General features: G+C 72.2%; 11 protein-coding genes. 6 read left to right on the top strand and 5 right to left on the bottom strand.

Translation table 11 applies throughout. The annotated features are described in order from the left end of the window. The first annotated feature begins 79 nt into the window (after positions 1–79). Both ACZ5PB_RS27020 and ACZ5PB_RS27015 read left to right on the top strand, forming a co-directional pair. A complete protein-coding gene (locus ACZ5PB_RS27020; protein WP_468694410.1) occupies positions 80–1411 on the top strand; it encodes an MFS transporter in 1332 nt (443 codons plus the stop codon). Positions 1412–1414: 3 nt separating this feature from the next. After that, the gene (locus tag ACZ5PB_RS27015; RefSeq protein WP_468694408.1) at positions 1415–2788 is read left to right on the top strand and encodes an erythromycin esterase family protein; all 1374 of its coding nucleotides are present in this window, start codon (positions 1415–1417) and stop codon (positions 2786–2788) included. Positions 2789–2818: 30 nt separating this feature from the next. On the opposite strand, the gene ACZ5PB_RS27010 is transcribed toward ACZ5PB_RS27015, so the two are convergent. Both ACZ5PB_RS27010 and ACZ5PB_RS27005 read right to left on the bottom strand, forming a co-directional pair. Further along, positions 2819–3742 (bottom strand): S41 family peptidase, encoded by a 924-nt coding sequence (locus ACZ5PB_RS27010; protein ID WP_468694406.1) that lies wholly within the window; start codon positions 3740–3742, stop codon positions 2819–2821. A gap of 76 nt (positions 3743–3818) precedes the next feature. Continuing rightward, entirely contained in the window at positions 3819–4895 is a 1077-nt protein-coding gene (locus tag ACZ5PB_RS27005) for a DNA polymerase Y family protein (protein WP_468694404.1), read from the bottom strand. Between the two features lie 185 nt (positions 4896–5080). Between ACZ5PB_RS27005 and ACZ5PB_RS27000 the strand changes: the two genes are divergently transcribed. After that, complete coding sequence (locus ACZ5PB_RS27000; RefSeq protein WP_468694580.1) at positions 5081–5866, top strand: ArsR/SmtB family transcription factor; 786 nt, start codon at positions 5081–5083, stop codon at positions 5864–5866. Positions 5867–5914: 48 nt separating this feature from the next. On the opposite strand, the gene ACZ5PB_RS26995 is transcribed toward ACZ5PB_RS27000, so the two are convergent. Further along, the gene (locus tag ACZ5PB_RS26995; protein WP_468694402.1) at positions 5915–9490 is read right to left on the bottom strand and encodes a DNA polymerase III subunit alpha; all 3576 of its coding nucleotides are present in this window, start codon (positions 9488–9490) and stop codon (positions 5915–5917) included. Positions 9491–9739: 249 nt separating this feature from the next. On the opposite strand from ACZ5PB_RS26995, the gene tpx reads away from it, so the two are divergent. Continuing rightward, positions 9740–10243, top strand: a complete 504-nt coding sequence (gene tpx / locus ACZ5PB_RS26990; RefSeq protein WP_468694400.1) for a thiol peroxidase — start codon at positions 9740–9742, stop codon at positions 10241–10243. Positions 10244–10328: 85 nt separating this feature from the next. Here tpx and ACZ5PB_RS26985 read toward each other — a convergent pair whose 3' ends face one another. Beyond that, positions 10329–11996: a CocE/NonD family hydrolase gene (locus ACZ5PB_RS26985; RefSeq protein ID WP_468694398.1), complete on the bottom strand. Its 1668-nt coding sequence runs from the start codon at positions 11994–11996 to the stop codon at positions 10329–10331. Positions 11997–12147: 151 nt separating this feature from the next. On the opposite strand from ACZ5PB_RS26985, the gene ACZ5PB_RS26980 reads away from it, so the two are divergent. Both ACZ5PB_RS26980 and ACZ5PB_RS26975 read left to right on the top strand, forming a co-directional pair. Next, a complete protein-coding gene (locus ACZ5PB_RS26980) occupies positions 12148–12873 on the top strand; it encodes a TetR/AcrR family transcriptional regulator (RefSeq protein WP_468694397.1) in 726 nt (241 codons plus the stop codon). A gap of 451 nt (positions 12874–13324) precedes the next feature. After that, the gene (locus ACZ5PB_RS26975) at positions 13325–15052 is read left to right on the top strand and encodes an ATP-binding cassette domain-containing protein (protein WP_468694578.1); all 1728 of its coding nucleotides are present in this window, start codon (positions 13325–13327) and stop codon (positions 15050–15052) included. A 15-nt stretch (positions 15053–15067) separates the two neighbouring features. On the opposite strand, the gene ACZ5PB_RS26970 is transcribed toward ACZ5PB_RS26975, so the two are convergent. Further along, positions 15068–15982 (bottom strand): alpha/beta hydrolase, encoded by a 915-nt coding sequence (locus ACZ5PB_RS26970; RefSeq protein WP_468694395.1) that lies wholly within the window; start codon positions 15980–15982, stop codon positions 15068–15070. Positions 15983–16108 lie beyond the last annotated feature (126 nt).

The raw sequence follows: 16108 nt of genomic DNA, 5'->3' as shown, positions 1-16108 counted from the left end.
TTGCACAGAAAAGTAAGATGCAACATGATGCGGTGACCCTTACGACCGTACGGATATCCGGACCGCGGAGCCGCCCCCCATGCCCCACCTCATACCCGAGTCCGGGCCCCAACGCGCCCTCGCCGCGACGAACTTCGTCTATACGATCGGCAGCGGCCTCTACCTGACCGCCGGAGTGCTGTACTTCACCGAGGCCCTGCACCTCCCGACCGCCCAGGTCGGCCTCGGACTCGGCGTCGCCGGGTTCGTCTCGCTCGCGGTGGGCATCGCGGTGGGCCACCTCGCGGACCGGTACGGGGCGCGGGGCGTGTACGCGGGCACCCTGGTCGTCCAGGCACTGGCCACCGCGGGCTTCCTGCTGGTGGACGGCTTCTGGCCGTTCGTGCTCGCGGTGTGCGTCGCCACCGGCGCCAAGGCGGCCGGAAATGCCGCGCGTTCACCGCTGATCCGGCACTACGGCGGGGACCGCCCGCAGGAGTTCCGGGCGTATCTCCGTGCCGTGACCAACGTCGGGATCTCGCTGGGTGCGGTCCTCGCGGGCTGGGCCGTGCACGTCGGCACCCTCTCCGCGTACCAACTCCTGGTCGCCGGGAACGCGTTCGGATTCCTGGCCGCAGCCGCGACCCTGTGGCTCCTGCCGTCGGTCGCACCCGTCGCGGTGACCGGGGGCGGCCCGCGCTGGGGTGCGCTGCGGGACCGCCCGTACCTGCTGCTGACCGTGCTCGACGGCATCATGGCCATCCAGTTCAGGGTGCTCACGGTGGCCATTCCGCTGTGGCTGGTCTCGGCGACCACCGCGCCGCACTGGCTCCTCTCGGGCACGATGGTCGTCAACACGGTGCTGGTGGTCGTCTTCCAGGTACCGGCCAGCCGGGGCGTGGTCTCCCCCGAGGCGGGCGGGGCGGCGTACCGGCGGGCGGGGGTGGCCTTCCTTGTCTCCTGCGCGCTGATCTCGTTCGCCGCGGGGGTGCCGACGTGGGCGGCGGTCACGCTGCTGATGGCGGGGATGGTGGTGCACACGATCGGTGAACTCTGGCACTCCGCCGCCGGTTTCGAGGTGTCGTACGCCCTGGCTCCCGCGCACGCGACCGGCCAGTACCTGGGCGTGTTCGGGCTCGGCATGGGCCTGGCCGAGGCGCTCAGCCCCAGTCTGCTGATCGCGCTCTGCATCACCTGGGGGCAGCCGGGCTGGTACGTGCTGGGCGCCCTGTTCGCACTGACCGGACTCGCGGCGCCACTGGCGGTGCGGTGGGCCGGGGGTGGTGGCTCCGCCACCTCTCCTGGGGGTGGGGGTGGCTCCACCACCTCTCCTGGGGGTGGGGGTGGCTCCACCATCGCTCCCGGGGGTGGCTCCACCACCACCAAGGGGGTTGCCCGGATGGTCCGTCCCCGTACCGCCCGACAGTCTTGATCCATGAACAAGCACAGGTCAACAGCCGCTCTCGCACTGCTCGTCACCCTTGGAACCGTCGGTACGGCAGCCGCCGCCACGCCCTCTCCCGTGCCCGCCCTGGAGCGGGCCGCGCATGCCCTCAGTACCACCGACCCCCGGGGGAACCTCGACGATCTGCGTCCGCTGGGGCGGATGGTGCGGGACGCCGAGGTGGTGGGTCTCGGTGAAGCCACCCACAGCTCGCACGAGTTCTTCGCGCTGAAGCACCGGGTCTTCCGCTACCTCGTCGAGGAGAAGGGCTTCCGCAGCTTCTCGCTGGAGACGGGCTGGGGCGGCGCACTGCGGCTCAACGACTACGTGCTGCACGGCAAGGGCGACCTGCGGAAGATCATGGACGAGGAGTTCCAGGGCCTCTACGCCTGGTGGAACAACACCGACTACCGGAACCTGCTGCTCTGGATGCGCGCCTACAACCGCCAGCACCCCCAGGACCCGGTGCAGTTCACCGGCAACGACTTCGGTTTCGCCGGCCCGCAGCTCTACGACCGGATCACCTCGTACGTGGCCGCCGAGCGCCCCGCACTGCTGCCGCGCCTCACCGAGCTCTACCGCGGTCTGCGGCCGACCACCCCCGCGGCCGAGCACACCGACACCTACATGCAACAGCCGCCCGCCGTCAGGCAGTCGATAGCGAAGCGGACCAGCAGCGCCCTGGCCCTGCTGAAGCAGGCGAAGCCCGCCGCCGGCGCCGACCGCAAGGCGCGCGAGGCGTACGACTGGGCCGTGCAGCACGCCACCGCCGTCGACCAGACGGCCCGCGGGTACGCCTTCGACACCGAGGACCCGAAGCAGGCCTCGGAGGCCATGCGCTACCGCGACTCGGTCATGGCGGACAACGTCGCGTGGTGGCAGCGGCGGACCGGCGACAAGGTGCTGCTGTCGGCCCACAACGGGCACGTCGCCCTGGCCAGCCACGACACGAAGGCGTACCCCAAGGTCCAGGGCGACTTCCTGCGCGACAAGCTGGGCAAGAACTACCTGAGCATCGGTGCCACCTTCGACCGGGGCTCGTTCAACGCCACCGACGCCCAGGGCAACCTGCGGACCTTCACCGTGGGGTCCGCGAAGCCCGGCAGCAACGAGTACACCCTGGACAAGGTCCGCCACCGCGACTTCCTCGTGGATATGCGCAACGTTCCTGCCCCGGCGAAGAGTTGGCTGGCAACGCCGCGTATCACCAAGAGCATCGGCACGGCCTACCTGGGGCCGGACAACCCGACGGGGACCGAGTTCCCGATCGCGCTGTCCCACTCGTACGACCTCCTCGTCCACCTGGAGAAGGTCGGCGCGGCGAAGCTGCGGACGGCACCTCAGAACGCGGCCGCCGCCGAGTGACCCCGCCCGGGCGGCCGTTCACGCGGCCGGTTACGCGGCCGCGTCGAGGGTCTCCCGGATCGCCTTGAGCGCCACGTCGAGCGCCTGGTCCGCAGGTACGGGCACGTCGGGACGGACGCCGACGGCCTCCCAGTTGGTGCCGGTGACGGTGCTGACGCTGCGGGCGATCGGGACGGTCACCACGACGTGCGGAGTGAGCGGGTACCAGTCGGACGGGTGGGCGCCGCCCGCGGTCGTGGCACCGACGAGGACCGCCCGCCCGTGCGCCTGGAGGGTGTACGCCACGTCCTCGCCGCCGGAGAAGGTGTCCGGGCCGGTGAGGACGTGGACCGGGCGGTCCAGGTAGCGGGGCGCGGGGAGGTGGTTGGAGGTCCAGTACTGGCGGACGGTGCCGGAGGGGGTGTGGTGGATGTCGTTGAGGTGGACCTCGCCGTCGGGGAAGAAGTAGCTGTTCCACATCGCCGCGCCGTCCGGGAATCCGCCCCGGCAGGCGCGCAGGTCCAGCACCAGCGCGGAGGTGAGGGCGACGAGTTGCATGGCCGCGCCGATCGCGGCGGCACCCTCGGCGGCGGTGGCGATGCGCCGGAGCTCGATGTACCCGATGTTGCCCTCAAGGTTCTCGACCCGCCGGATGCCGTGGCTCTCGGTACGGAGCACGTCGAGGATCTGGGGCCGCCCGGCGGCCTTGTCGTCCTCGCCCTCGTTCTCACCGTCCCCCTTCCCCATCTCCTGCGGCTGTTCCGTCCGGAGCAGCCGCAGGTGCTTGTCCGGGCAGACCTCCTGGAAGTGGGCGGTGACGGCCGTGCAGAGGGCGGCCTCGTCGAGCCCCGCGTACTCGTCCGCCGCGAGGCGGCGCCGGATCACGGCGTCGATTTCGGCGGCCTTGTCGGGAAAGACGTAGCCGGTGTTGATGCGGTCGAGGGCCTGGATGACTATCTCTTCGTTGGTGATCACGGGGCATGCTAAGTCGGGCGGCATGCCGTGACCAGCGAATATCGGCTCCGCTATCGGCTCCGCCCGGATGCCGCCCTCAGGTGCGGTCCGGCCTGGCTGCGAGCGAGGCCGGGACCACCGCCATGGGCCCGAAGCGGGCGCGGGCCCGGTCCGCCACCGCTTCGATGCTGCGGGCCCGGTCGTCGGCGGGGTCCAGGGACAGCTGGTGGGTGGCGTCGTGGTCGGGGCGCAGGGCTTCCGCGCGGAGCGACAGACCCCGGACGCGGGCGCGCTGGAGGCCGAGCGTCGCGTAGATGTCGTACGCCGTGGTGGTCAGGGCGGCGGTGTGCTGGGTGGGTTCGGGGAGGGTGCGGGTGCGGGTGGTGGTCGTGTTGTCGGCGTAGCGGACGGTGAGGGTGAGGGTGGGGGTGATCTGGTCGGTGGTACGGAGGTGGAGGCCGAGCTCGCCGGTCAGGGCGAGCAGGGCGCGGCGGTGTGCGGCGGGATCGAGTTCGTCCCGTACGAACTCGTGGACCGCGCTGAGCGAACGGGCCGGGGCCTGGGGGACGACGGGCCTCGGGTCGTGACCGTGAGCGCGTTCGTGGAGCTGCCGCCCGAGGGCGGTGCCCAGGAGGCGCTGGAGGGTGAGGAGCGGGGTGTCGGCGAGGGCCCCGATGGTGTGCAGGCCGTACCGGGTGAGGGTACGGGCGGTGGCCGGGCCGACGCCGGGGAGGGCGGCGACGGGGCGCGGGCGCAGGAAGGCCTGCTCGTCGCCGGGGGCGACGACGGTGAGCCGGCCCGGCGGTGTGGCGTCGGCGGCCATGGAGGCGAGCATCCGGTTGGTGGCCGACCCGATGCTGACAGGGACGCCGTACTGGGCCTGGGCCCGTAGCTGGATCCGCCAGGTGAGCACGTCAGGGTCCCGGTCGCAGTCGAAGAAGCGCAGCGCTCCGGTGACGTCCACGAGGGCGGCCGTGGGCGGGAGCTCCTGGACGGACGGGGTGAACTCACCGAGGAGCGCGAGGAGCTTCCCGTACAACTCGGGTTCGGCGTACGGGAGATGGAAGTGGACGTGCAGGATGTGGCGCTCCCTCCCGCGATCGGTCCGGGTCCCGGGGGTCCGCGTGGCCGAGGCCTGCGGGCGGGAGGCGTTCGCACTGGGGTGCAGCGGCACGGTGGTGGCCTCCCGGCTGTCTCGGTGTGGTTTCTCGGGCGCCCCACCCGTTTCCCATTGTAGACAGTGTTCGAACGAATGTGCGATTCGATTGCGGATTGACATGCAACCACGTGGTTGCCAATCTGAAGGGGAGGTGGTTCGGCGACAGGGATGACATGGAAGACATGGGCGGCACAGGCGACATGGACGAGGTCTTCAAGGCTCTCTCCGACGCGAGCCGGCGGCGCCTCCTTGACCGGTTGAACGAGCGGGCCGGACAGAGCCTGCGCGAGCTGTGCGCGGGGCTGGCGATGACCCGCCAGGCGGTGTCCAAGCACCTGGCGGTGCTGGAGGGCGCGGGCCTGGTCACGGCGGTCCGGCACGGCCGGGAGAAGCTCCACTACCTCAACCCCGTACCCATCCACGACATCACCGACCGCTGGATCGGACAGTACGAGCGGGGCCGGATGGCCGCGCTGAGCAATCTGAAGCACACCCTGGAGGCGACGGCCATGACCAAGCCCGAGTACGTCTACACGATCTACATCCACACCACGGCCGAGAGGCTCTGGGAGGGTCTGACCAGCCCGGAGTTCCTGAAGCAGTACCACGGAGGCTGGGCGCCCTCCTCCGACTGGAAGGCCGGCTCCAAGGTGCTGTGGCCGGTCGAGGACGGCGGTGCGCCGCAGGACCTCGGCCAGGTCGTCACCGAGTCGGAGCCCGGCAGGCGGCTCGCCTACACCTGGCACACGCTCCAGCCGATGCATCAGGAGATGTTCGGCATGAGCGACGCGGAGTTCGCCGAGGCCGCCAAGGAGCGTTCGAAGGTCACCTTCGACATCGAGCCCGCCGAGGAGCCGGCGATGGGCATGAAGCTGACCGTCACCCACGACGGCTTCACCTCGCCCGACTCCAGGATGCTTGAGGGCGTCAGCGGCGGCTGGACCATGATGATGTCCCAGCTGAAGACGATCCTGGAGAAGGCCTGACGAAGGCCTGACCTCGTTCAGGCCGCAGAGGTTTCGGCCCGCGGCGGTTCAGCCCGCGGAGCCCGGGCTGCGGTGGCCGTACGCGGTGAGGTCCGCCGAGCGGGTTCCGGCGGGCTGGAGGTCCGCCCAGGGGTGGAGGCGGGCGCCCGCGGTGCCGTCGGGGAGAGTACGGGGCGGGGACTGCGGGGCGGCACCCCGGCCGGCCGGCACGGGAGCCTCCGGCCCCTGGTCGGCGCGGGCCGCCCGAGCCGCCCGGCCCGCCCCGCCCAGCAGCCGGAGGGCCGCTTCCGGGCCCTGGTCCCGGCGGGCGGTGGCCAGGGTGTCCAGGTCCCACACCGTCGTGCCGACGACGGTGCGGCGGGGGCCCCGCGCCTGGACGGTGCCCCGGACCAGCAGCAGTCCCGAGTGGAAGATCGTGTGGGCGGACGCCTCGTGGGTGTCCTCGAAGAAGGCGAGGTCGACGAGGCCGGTGCCGTCCTCCAGGGTGACGAAGATGATCCGTTTGCCGGAGGGGATCGGCGGGGTCTGCGTGGAGGCACGCACACCGGCCACCAACACCTCCTGGCCTGGGGCGAGTTGACCGAGGTGGGCGGCGTCGGTGGCGCCGATCTCGCGGAGCAGCGCGTGGTGATGGTCCATCAGGTGCTCGGTGACGTCGACGGAGACCGCCGAGAGTTCGGCGCCGAGTACTTCGCGGGCCGTCATGTCGGGCAGCCCGGAGGGGAGTTGGGTGGACGGCTCGTCGTCCCCGCCGCCCGTGCCGTCGGAGCCGGGACCGGCGTCCAGGGTCAGCTGCCCCTCGGAGCCGTTGCGGGCCCCGGCCGTACGTGACTGCTGGTGGAGCTCGTGGATCTGCAGGAGCAGGTCGCGGCGCGTGAGGTCGCCGCGCAGGGCGTCCAACGCGCCTATCTCCGCGAGGCGTTCGGCGGTCGGGCGGGCCGGGCGGGCCCGCTGCCACAGGTCCTGGAGGCTGCGGTACGGCTGCCCGGCGGCGAGTCTGCGCACCTCGTCCTCACTGACCCCCTTGACCGAGGCGAACGACATCCGCACCCCCCACCCGCCGTCCGCCGTCCGCTCGATGCGGTACGTGGCGGCCGAGTGGTTGACGTCGACGCCGAGCACCGGCACGTGGTGGCGGCGGGCGTCGGAGACGATCACCCGGCGCGGCCACATGCCGGGGTCGTGTTCGAGCAGCCCCGCGTACAGGGCGGCCGGGTGGTGTGCCTTGAGCCAGGCGGACTGGAGGGCGGGTACGGCGAAGGCGACCGCGTGCGCGCGGCAGAAGCCGTACGCGCCGAAGGCCTCGATGATCCGCCAGATCTCCTCCCGTACCTCGGGCGTGTATCCCCGGGCGGCGGCCCGCTGGTGGAACCAGTCGCGGACCCTGGGCAGCCGTTCGGCGTTCGACAGGGCGCGGCGGGCGACCTCGCCCGCCGCCCGGTCGCAGCCGGTGAGGACCGCGAACATGTCGATGACCTGCTCGTGGAAGATCGTCACCCCGTAGGTGTCGGCGAGCACCGGTTCCAGGTCGGGGTGCGGATAGGCGGGGGCGGCGCCGTGCCGGGCGGCGATGTACGCGGCGGGCATGCCGCCGTGCACCGGGCCGGGGCGGAAGAGGCTGATGTCGGCGATGACGTCCTGCGGGCCGCGCGGCTGGAGGCGGCCGAGGAGGTCCTGCTGGCCGGGGGATTCGAGCTGGAACATGCCGACGGTGTCGCTGTTCTGGATCATCTTGAAGGCGAAGAAGTCGTCCAGCGGGACCTGGGCGGGATCGTCGAGGTCGATGCGCGGGCCGCCGGTGGCGCGGGCGATCTCTGCGGTGGCGTGCGCCATCGCGGACTGCATGCGTACGCCGAGTACGTCCAGCTTGATCAGCCCGAGATCCTCGACGTCGTGCTTGTCCGCCTGGACCATCGGGTACCGGCCGCCGGGGGTGGGCTGGACCGGGAGCCGGTCGAGGAGGGTGGCGTCGGTGATGATGACGCCGCAGGGGTGCATCGCCATGCCGCGCGGCAGCTTGTCCAGCCCTTCGGCGAGCTCCCAGAGCAGACCGAACCTGCCCTGTTCCGCGCTGAGTTGGCGCAGTTCCGGCAGTTCGGCGAGGGCGGTGCGGATGTCGCAGGCGCGGATGTGCGGGAACGCCTTGGCGATCCGGTCGACGTCGCCGGGGGCGATGCCGAGGGCGAGGCCGGTGTCGCGCAGGGCGTGCCTGGCCCGGTAGGTCTCGGGCATGCCGGTGACGGCGACGCGCTCGGGGCCGAAGCGTTCGAAGATCCGGTCGTAGACCTCCAGGCGGCGGGCGGACTCCACGTCGATGTCGATGTCGGGCAGGGAGGTGCGCCGCTCGGAGAGGAAGCGCTCGAAGAGGAGGGAGTGGTCGAGGGGGTTGGCGGTCGCGATGCCCAGGGCGTGGTTGACCAGGGATCCGGCGCCGGAGCCGCGCGCGGCGACCCGTATGCCCATCTCCCGGATGTCGTCCACGACTTGAGCGACCGTCAGGAAGTACGTCTCGTACTTCTTGTGCGTGATGACGCGGAGCTCGTCGGCCAGTCGGCGGCGCGCGGCCGGGTCCCGGTCGAGGCCTCGGCGCACCAGGCCCGCCTCGCTCTTCTCCCGCAGCAGGGCGGCTGCCGCGCCCCGGCGGGGGCCCGCGCCGACCGCGTGCGGTTCGGGGAAGTGGGGGCGGCCGAGTCCCAGGTCGGCGCGCGGGTCGACGGTGCAGCTCGCGGCGGTGGCGGCGGTCTCGGCGAGCAGCCGGGCGGCCCGCGCCGGACCTTCCCCGGCCGCGCGTACGATCCGGTCGGCGACCTCGGCCATCGCGCCGTGCCCCTTCAGCCACCGCTCCCCGGAGTCGAGCCTGCGCCGGTCGATGGGGCGCAGCAGACGGGCGGCGTCCAGCACGTCGGCGATCCGGTGCTGTGCGGGGTCGGCGTACCGGACGGCGTTGGTGAGCACGGCGGGCACGCCGGTGCGGTCGGCGAGCTGGAGCGTACGGGCGGCCAGCCGCACCGACCCGGGGCCCGTGCCCTGGGTGCCGTACGCCACTACTTCCAGGCGCAGCCCCGTACCGAACAGCGAGCGCCACGGTGCGAGCAGTCGCTCGGCGCGGTCGGGGCGTCCGGCGGTGAGCGCGCGGACCGGTTCGGAGACGGGGCCGAGCAGGGCGAGCAGGCCGTCGGTTCCGTACCGTTCGAACGCCTCGCAGGAGATCACTGGCGGCCCCGTGGACGGCGAGAAGCCGTCGAACGAGGCCGACACCAGCCGACAGAGCCGGGCCCAGCCGGCCGCGTCGCGCGCGAGGAGGGTGATCCGCAGCGGCGCCTCGACGACATGGGCGCCGCCGCGTACCGGGGTACGGCGGTGGGGGGTGGCAGTCGCTGACGCCGCTGCCGTCGCCGGGGCGTGCCGTGCCGCGGCCACGGCCACGTCGGCGCCGAAGACCGGCCGTATCCCGGCTGCCGAGGCGGCCTTCGCGAAGCGGACCGCTCCGGTCACGGTGTCCCGGTCGGTCAGTGCGAGGGCGTCCGCCCCCTGTGTCACGGCAGCCCGGACGAGGGCCTCCGGGTGGGAGGCCCCGTAGCGGGCGGAGAAGCCGGAGGCCGCATGGAGGTGCGTAAAGCCCATGACCTGCCGCCTCTCCTCATCTCGCCCCTCCCGGTCCGTCGTCTCTCGCGTCTCTCGCGTCGCTCGCTTTTCGAACGCATGTACGACTTTACGGCCAGACGGCTCCCGGCGCGAAAGGGAGAGGACGAAAGGGACCGAAAACGCACCCGCGCGCCGAGAGCGGATCAGGAGAGGCGATCATGGGTGCTGCGGGCCGGCCGTGCTCCTCGCACGACCGGCTGTTATTTCTCTCGATCGATGGAGGTCCGCATGACCCAGACTGTGAACTTCAAGGGCGGCCCGGTGTCCGTCGACGGCACGTTCGTGCAGGTCGGCGCCACGGCTCCGGACTTCACCCTGGTGGGCAAGGACCTGGCCGAGGTCACCCTGGCGGACTTCGCCGGGAAGAAGAAGGTCCTCAACATCTTCCCGAGCATCGACACCGGCACCTGCGCCACGTCGGTCCGCACCTTCAACGAGCGGGCCGCCGGCCTGGAGAACACCGTGGTGCTGTGCATCTCGGCGGACCTGCCGTTCGCCCAGGGCCGGTTCTGCGGTGCCGAGGGCGTGGAGAACGTCACCACCCTCTCCACCTTCCGCAGCGCGGGCTTCCGCAAGGACTACGGCGTCGACCTCGTCAGCGGCCCGCTCGCCGGTCTGAACACGCGCGCCGTCGTCGTCCTGGACGAGGACAACAAGGTCGTCCACGCCCAGCTCGTCGGCGAGATCACCGAGGAGCCCGACTACGACGCGGCCCTCACGGCCGTGAAGTAGTCCGGACTCTTTTTCTGCCCGGTACGCCCGGCCGGCCTGTGCACCCACAGGCCGGCCGGGCGTTCCCGTCTTCCCCGCGAAGCCGTTACGGGAGGACCAGCGCCGAGCCCCCGTGCACGGTGAACCCCACCGGCACGAGAGTGGTGGCCTCCACGGGCGACTCGCCCGTACCGGTGCTGCGGGCGTAGCGCGGGTGGGCGCCGCCGCTGATCTGGAGCCGGATCCGGTGCCCGGGGGCGAAGCGGTGGGCGGTGGGGCCCAGCGCCACCTCGACGGGCTCCTCGGCGGTGTGGACCGGGACGATGCCGTCGCAGATGTTGACGGAGCGGCCCTGTTCGTCGACGTCGCAGAGCCTGACGAAGACATCGCCGAACCCGGTGTCGGCGGTGATCCGCAGCCGGGCGGAGACCGGGCCGAGGACCTCCAAGGGGTCGGTCAGCCTCGGTCCCGTGAAGGTGAGTACGTCGGGCCTGGCTTCGAGCGCGGTGTTGTCGCGCGGCCCCGCGCCCTTGCCGAGCAGTGGTCCGCCGACGGCGGGGGTGGGGTCGGCCGGGTCGTAGCGGAAGGACGCCAGTGGCTCGGTGTCCGTGGGCGGCTGCTGGAGGAGGTGCCCGCCGGGGGCGGCGAACCAGGAGCGCGCGCCCTCGCTTGTCTTCTGGTCCGGTGTCTTTCGGTCCGGCGCCGGGGGCCACTCGTCGAGGTCCCGCCACTCCCCCTCCCCGCCGCCCCCGACGTGCACCCGCACCTTGGTGGGCCGCAGCCCGGAGCGGTCGCCGTACAGGTGGGCCCGCAGCCATCCCAGCGTCTCGGCGAACACCTCGGGCCAGCCCTGCTGGAGTGCGGAGGCGTGCGTCCACGGGCCGACGAGCAGCGCCGTCTCGCAGCCGGCCGCCCGCAGCCGGGCGTACTGCTCGAAGCCCTGGCCGGCCAGCGCGTCGTACCACCCGGAAACCAGCCCGACGGGTACGGTCGCCCGCTCGGCGACCTCGGCGAGCGAGGCCCCCTTCCAGTACGGGTCCGCCGGGTCCGGATGCGCCAACACCCCTTCCAGCCAGGGGATTTCGCCCAGCGCGGGTTCGTAGGCCCGGCGCAAGGGCAGGGTGTGGGTGATCCGCCGCAGGTTCCGGGTGAGGCGCAGCAGTACCTTGCCGAATGCCATGACTCCCCGGTGCTGGTACGCCATGCCCGCGGCGTTGACGAGCGCGTTCTCCAGGTCGAGCGCGCCCTCGGTGTAGTAGAAGGCGTGGGGATCGTGCAGCCCCACCTGTACCGCCATCGCCTTCAGCTCGGGCGGCGGGTCGAGGGCGAGCGCCCACTGCACATAGCCGAGGTAGCTGGGGCCCACGGTGCCCAACACCCCGTTGAACCAAGCCTGTTCGCGCAGCCAGGCGACCGCGGCCCGCCCGTCCTCGGCCTCGTTGCGCCACAGGTCGAAGGCGCCGCCGGAGCCACCGGTGCCGCGGCAGCTCTGGAGCACGACGTGGAAGCCCTGCTCGGCGAAGAGCAGCCCGTACAGGGGTGACCAGGGCACGCCACGCCCGTACGGCGACCGGACGAGGAGGGTGGGGAAGTCGCCCTCGGCGCGCGGGAAGTAGTGGTCGGTGATCAGCGCGCTGCCGTCGGCTGCGGGCACGTCGATGCCCGGCTCCCAGCCGACCTCGTACTGCCCGGCCGGGACCTTCTTGCGCCAGCTGGACCGCATCATCCGCGCGGCCAGGGGTGGCCGCTTGCCGTGGGCAGTGTGAGACGTCATGGTTCCCCTCCACTATTTTGCGTACGCTGTACGAGAATAGCGGATGCTTGGATGGACCCCACACCGGACCCGTCACCGGGGACCGGCCCCACCAGGAGCCCCGCAGGAGCCCCGCAGGAGCCCCACCAGCAGAAAGAGAAGCGAGCAGCCCGTGGCCCACGCCGAAGAACCCCGCCCGAAGCCGGGCATCGACCCCCAGCAGCTCTGGCTCGGCAAGAGCGCCCCCCGCTCCGGCCGGGGCCGCAAGCCCGCGTTCACCCGGGAGGCGATCACGGCGGCGGCGGTCGCACTGGCCGACGCGGAGGGACTGGACGCGGTGACGATGCGGCGGGTGGCGGCGGAGGTCGGGGCCGGGGTGATGTCGCTGTACAGCTACGCGCCCGACAAGGAGACCCTCGTCGAGCTGATGGTCGACCACGTCACCGCGGAGCTGACCTCCCCCGCACCCCTCTCGGGCGACTGGCGCGCCGACCTCAAGGCCATCGGCCACCTCCAGCGCGCCCATATGCTCCGCCACTCCTGGCTCCCGGCCGCACTGAGCGTCCGCCGCTCACTGGGCCCGCACGCCCTGGCCTTCCTGGAGCACGCCCTGGGCGCCCTGCGGCCCACTCCGCTGGACGGCGGCGCGAAGCTGGAGGTCTTCAGCCAGCTGACGGGGTTCGTCGCCGCGTACGTCGGACACGAGATCAACCAGTCCGCGGCGGCGCACCACCCCGACCGCATCGCCGCCGAGGTCCGCTACCTCACGGCGGTCGCCACGGACGGCCACCACCCGGAACTCGCCGCCGCACTGGCCGCACCGGCGCGCCCGCAGTCCCCCGACGCCATGTTCACCCGCTTCCTGGACCGCCTGATCGACGGCCTCGACTCCGACTGACCCTTCGCGCCGACCCTTCGCGCCGACCCCTCACGCCGGCCCCTCACGCCGGCCCCTCGCGCGGGATACCCCCAGGACCCCGGTTCCGCACTCCACCACCCCTCCCTCGGCGTTTCGGCCACCCCCTCCCCCGACCCCTCTCCAGCCCTCGCAAGGGTCGGTGTACCGGCCCTTCGGCGTCCGCCCCGCAGCCCCGGGACCCGCGCTTCGTCTCAAACACGCGTGTTCGAAACCGCCCGGCCCCTCGTTGACCAGGACAGCCCACCGGTCCGCTCAACTACCGCCCCAGGGAGCCCAGTTGAACACTCGAAACACCGAGACCGCGCCGCCCCCGCCACCCCCTCCCGCCGAACTCACCTTCTCCGGCGAGTACTCCGTCAACCCCCTCGCCGAGGTCTCCTTCCGCGGCCTCTGTTCGCGGCTGCCCGGCGTGCTGCGCCGGATCGCCAGGATGTCCTGGGAGGTCGACCGACGGGGCGTACTGCTCCTGCTTTTCTGCCAGTTGGCCACCGGCGTCTCTGCCGGGGTCCTGCTGGCCGCCACCGCCCGCGCCATGCAGCCGCTGCTCGGGGCCGGGCCGGTCGCCGAGCGTCTCCAATCGGCGCTGCCCGCGCTGCTGGTCGTGGCCGGTGCCGTCGGCTGCACCCGTACCGCCCTCGCACTCGGGGCGTACGCCGAGCGCCGTATCACCCCCGGCCTGACCAGCAGGGCCGACACCGCGCTGGTCGAGGCGGTGTGCCGGGTCGAGGCTTCGGCGTACTCGGTGGACGGGTTCGCCGACCGGCAGGAGGCGGCCGAGATGGGCGCCACCCGCACCCATGTGATGGTCACCGACGCCCAGCGTTTCCTGTCCGCGCTGATCCGCCTGGTCACGGCGAGCGGCGTGCTCTCGGTGCTGCACCCCGCGATGCTGCCCCTGCTGCTCCTGGCCGTGCTCCCGGCCGGCGCCGGCGCCGTGCTCTGCGCGCGGATCGACTACGAGGTCCACTACACCAACATCGCGGACCGCAACGTCCGCTCCATGATGCGCTGGTGGGCGACCGTCTCGAAGTACGGCGACGAGGCCCGCGCCAACGGCATGACCGGCTATCTGCTCTTCTGGTACGGGTCCCTGTCCGCCCGCATCGACCGCCGCACGCTCGCCGCCGCGCCCCGCACCCTGCGCATCGCGCTCGTCTCCGCCGCCGTGGGCGGGCTCTTCGCCGTCGCCGCCTGGGCCGCGCTCGCCTGGCTGGCGGTGACCGGGCGGGTCCCGCTCTCCGTCGCCGCGACGGCGGTGGTCGCCGTACAGAGCAGCCTGGCCGCCCTCTCCCAGCTGATCGTCCACGGCGCGGCGGTCTTCCACACCAGCCTCTACCTCAGCGACATGCAGACCTTCCTCGACGACGCCGCCGCCCGCTCCGCGGTCCGGGGCGAACTCGCCGTCACCGCACCCGTCGAGGAGATCCGGCTGCGGGACGTCACCTACCGCTACCCCGGCAAGGAGACCCCCGCCGTCGACAGCGTCTCCCTCACCCTGCGCCGCGGCGAGATCCTCGCGATCGTCGGGGTGAACGGTTCCGGCAAGTCCACCCTCACCCGCCTGATCACCGGCATCTACCTCGCCGACAAGGGCACCGTCACCTGGAACGGCCACGACCTCGCCGCCACCGACCCCGCCACCGTCTGGCGGCACACCGGCCTGGTCCCGCAGATCTTCGCGCAGTGGCCGCTGCGGGTCCGGGAGAACGTGACCCTGGGCAGCCCCCGTACCCACGACGACGCCCCCGTCTGGGCCGCGGTCGACGCCGTCGGCATGCGCGAGGCCGTCGACGCCCTCCCCCAGGGCCTCGACACCCTCCTGGCCCGCGAGGTCTTCGGCGGTACGGAGCTGTCCGGCGGCCAGTGGCAGCGCCTCGCCTGCTCCCGCGCGCTCTACCGCCGCCCGCCCCTGCTCATCCTCGACGAGCCCACCTCCCAGATGGACCCGCGCGGCGAGCACGGCATCTTCGAGCAGATCAAGGCGGTCTCCGCCGACCGCATCACGATCGTGGTCACCCACCGCCTGGAGAACACCAGGATCGCCGACCGCATCATCTGCCTCGAAGGCGGCCGCATCACCGAGCAGGGCCGGTACGAGGAACTCGCCCACGGCGGCGGCCTGTTCGCGGAGCTGCTGGAGCTCTCGCAGGACAGGTGACCCCACGGTCACCCGTCACACCAGCCCGGCCAGCACCTTCGCGAACTCCCCCGGCCTGCTGAAGTACCCCACGTGGGACGCGGCGAGCGTACGGACGTCGAAGGGGTTGGCCGGGGTGAGCGCGTCGGCCGCCGCGATCATCCGGTCCTGGACCTGCGGAGGGATGCTGCGGTCCTCGCTGAGACGCAGGTACGTGCGCGGTACGAGACCCCAGCGGTCGGCGCGTACGACGCCCTGCGGACCGGCCACGTCATAGCTCTCGTCCGGGTCCATCGTGTCGAGCAGCGCCCGGAACCGGGCGTCCGTACCGTCGGCCATGATGGCCTGCTTCAGCTCGGCGAAGAGCGCCGGATCCGACTGCGCGGCACGCCAGTTGAGCCGTGCGAAGCCCCGGGTGGCGACGTCCCCGACGGCGATCTTCGCCACGGCCGCACCCAGCAGGTCGCCGTCCTGGCCGTCGGCCGGGGGCGGCTCCTCCTGGGGTGTGCCGGTTCCGGGATCGGCGGGCTCGGTCACCGTGGGCCCGGTCGGGCAGGCGGCCGAGATGTAGACGAGCCGGTGCAGCAGCTCGGGCACCGCGTTGGCGACGGCACCGAGCGTGATCCCACCCATGCTGTTGGCGGCGAGGACGACCGGCCCGTGTGCGACGAGCCGGGTGACGACGCCGACCACGTGCGCCACGTTGTCGGCGAGCGTGACGCCCTTCACCGGCGAGGGCGCGCCCGCCAGCGCCGTCAGGTCCTGGGGCGAGCCGTAGTACGCGTCCGGACGTGCGGCCGAACTTCCGTGTCCCGGAAGGTCGATGGCGTACGAACGGTGCCCCAGCAGCGCGAGCTCGTTCTGGAGCGGGCCCCAGGCCTGGGCGTTGCTCGACCCCCCGGGGATGAAGGCGAAGGTGGGTCGCGCGGTCGTGGTGTTCTGCGGCCTCACTGTGGATGCCAGTCCCCTTCAGTCCCTTGACATTGCCGAAATAGGCCGTGACCTGCACTGATCCATGAGGGACTCAAGCAGGGACCGGTCAACTCCCGTTCAGCCCTCGGTCCCCCTCCTCTCCGC

The organism is Streptomyces sp. NPDC032721, from assembly GCF_055579625.1.
Note: the sequence above shows the minus strand (reverse complement) of the source record. Positions and strands in the feature narration are given on the sequence as shown.

What these genes read in the sequence shown, in the direction of transcription:
- ACZ5PB_RS27020 (WP_468694410.1), top strand. Translation starts at nt 80, where the DNA reads ATGCCCCACCTCATACCCGAGTCCGGGCCCCAACGCGCCCTCGCCGCG.
- ACZ5PB_RS27015 (WP_468694408.1), top strand. Translation starts at nt 1,415, where the DNA reads ATGAACAAGCACAGGTCAACAGCCGCTCTCGCACTGCTCGTCACCCTT.
- ACZ5PB_RS27000 (WP_468694580.1), top strand. Translation starts at nt 5,081, where the DNA reads ATGGACGAGGTCTTCAAGGCTCTCTCCGACGCGAGCCGGCGGCGCCTC.
- ACZ5PB_RS26995 (WP_468694402.1), bottom strand. Translation starts at nt 9,490, where the DNA reads ATGGGCTTTACGCACCTCCATGCGGCCTCCGGCTTCTCCGCCCGCTAC.
- tpx (WP_468694400.1), top strand. Translation starts at nt 9,740, where the DNA reads ATGACCCAGACTGTGAACTTCAAGGGCGGCCCGGTGTCCGTCGACGGC.
- ACZ5PB_RS26985 (WP_468694398.1), bottom strand. Translation starts at nt 11,996, where the DNA reads ATGACGTCTCACACTGCCCACGGCAAGCGGCCACCCCTGGCCGCGCGG.
- ACZ5PB_RS26975 (WP_468694578.1), top strand. Translation starts at nt 13,325, where the DNA reads ATGTCCTGGGAGGTCGACCGACGGGGCGTACTGCTCCTGCTTTTCTGC.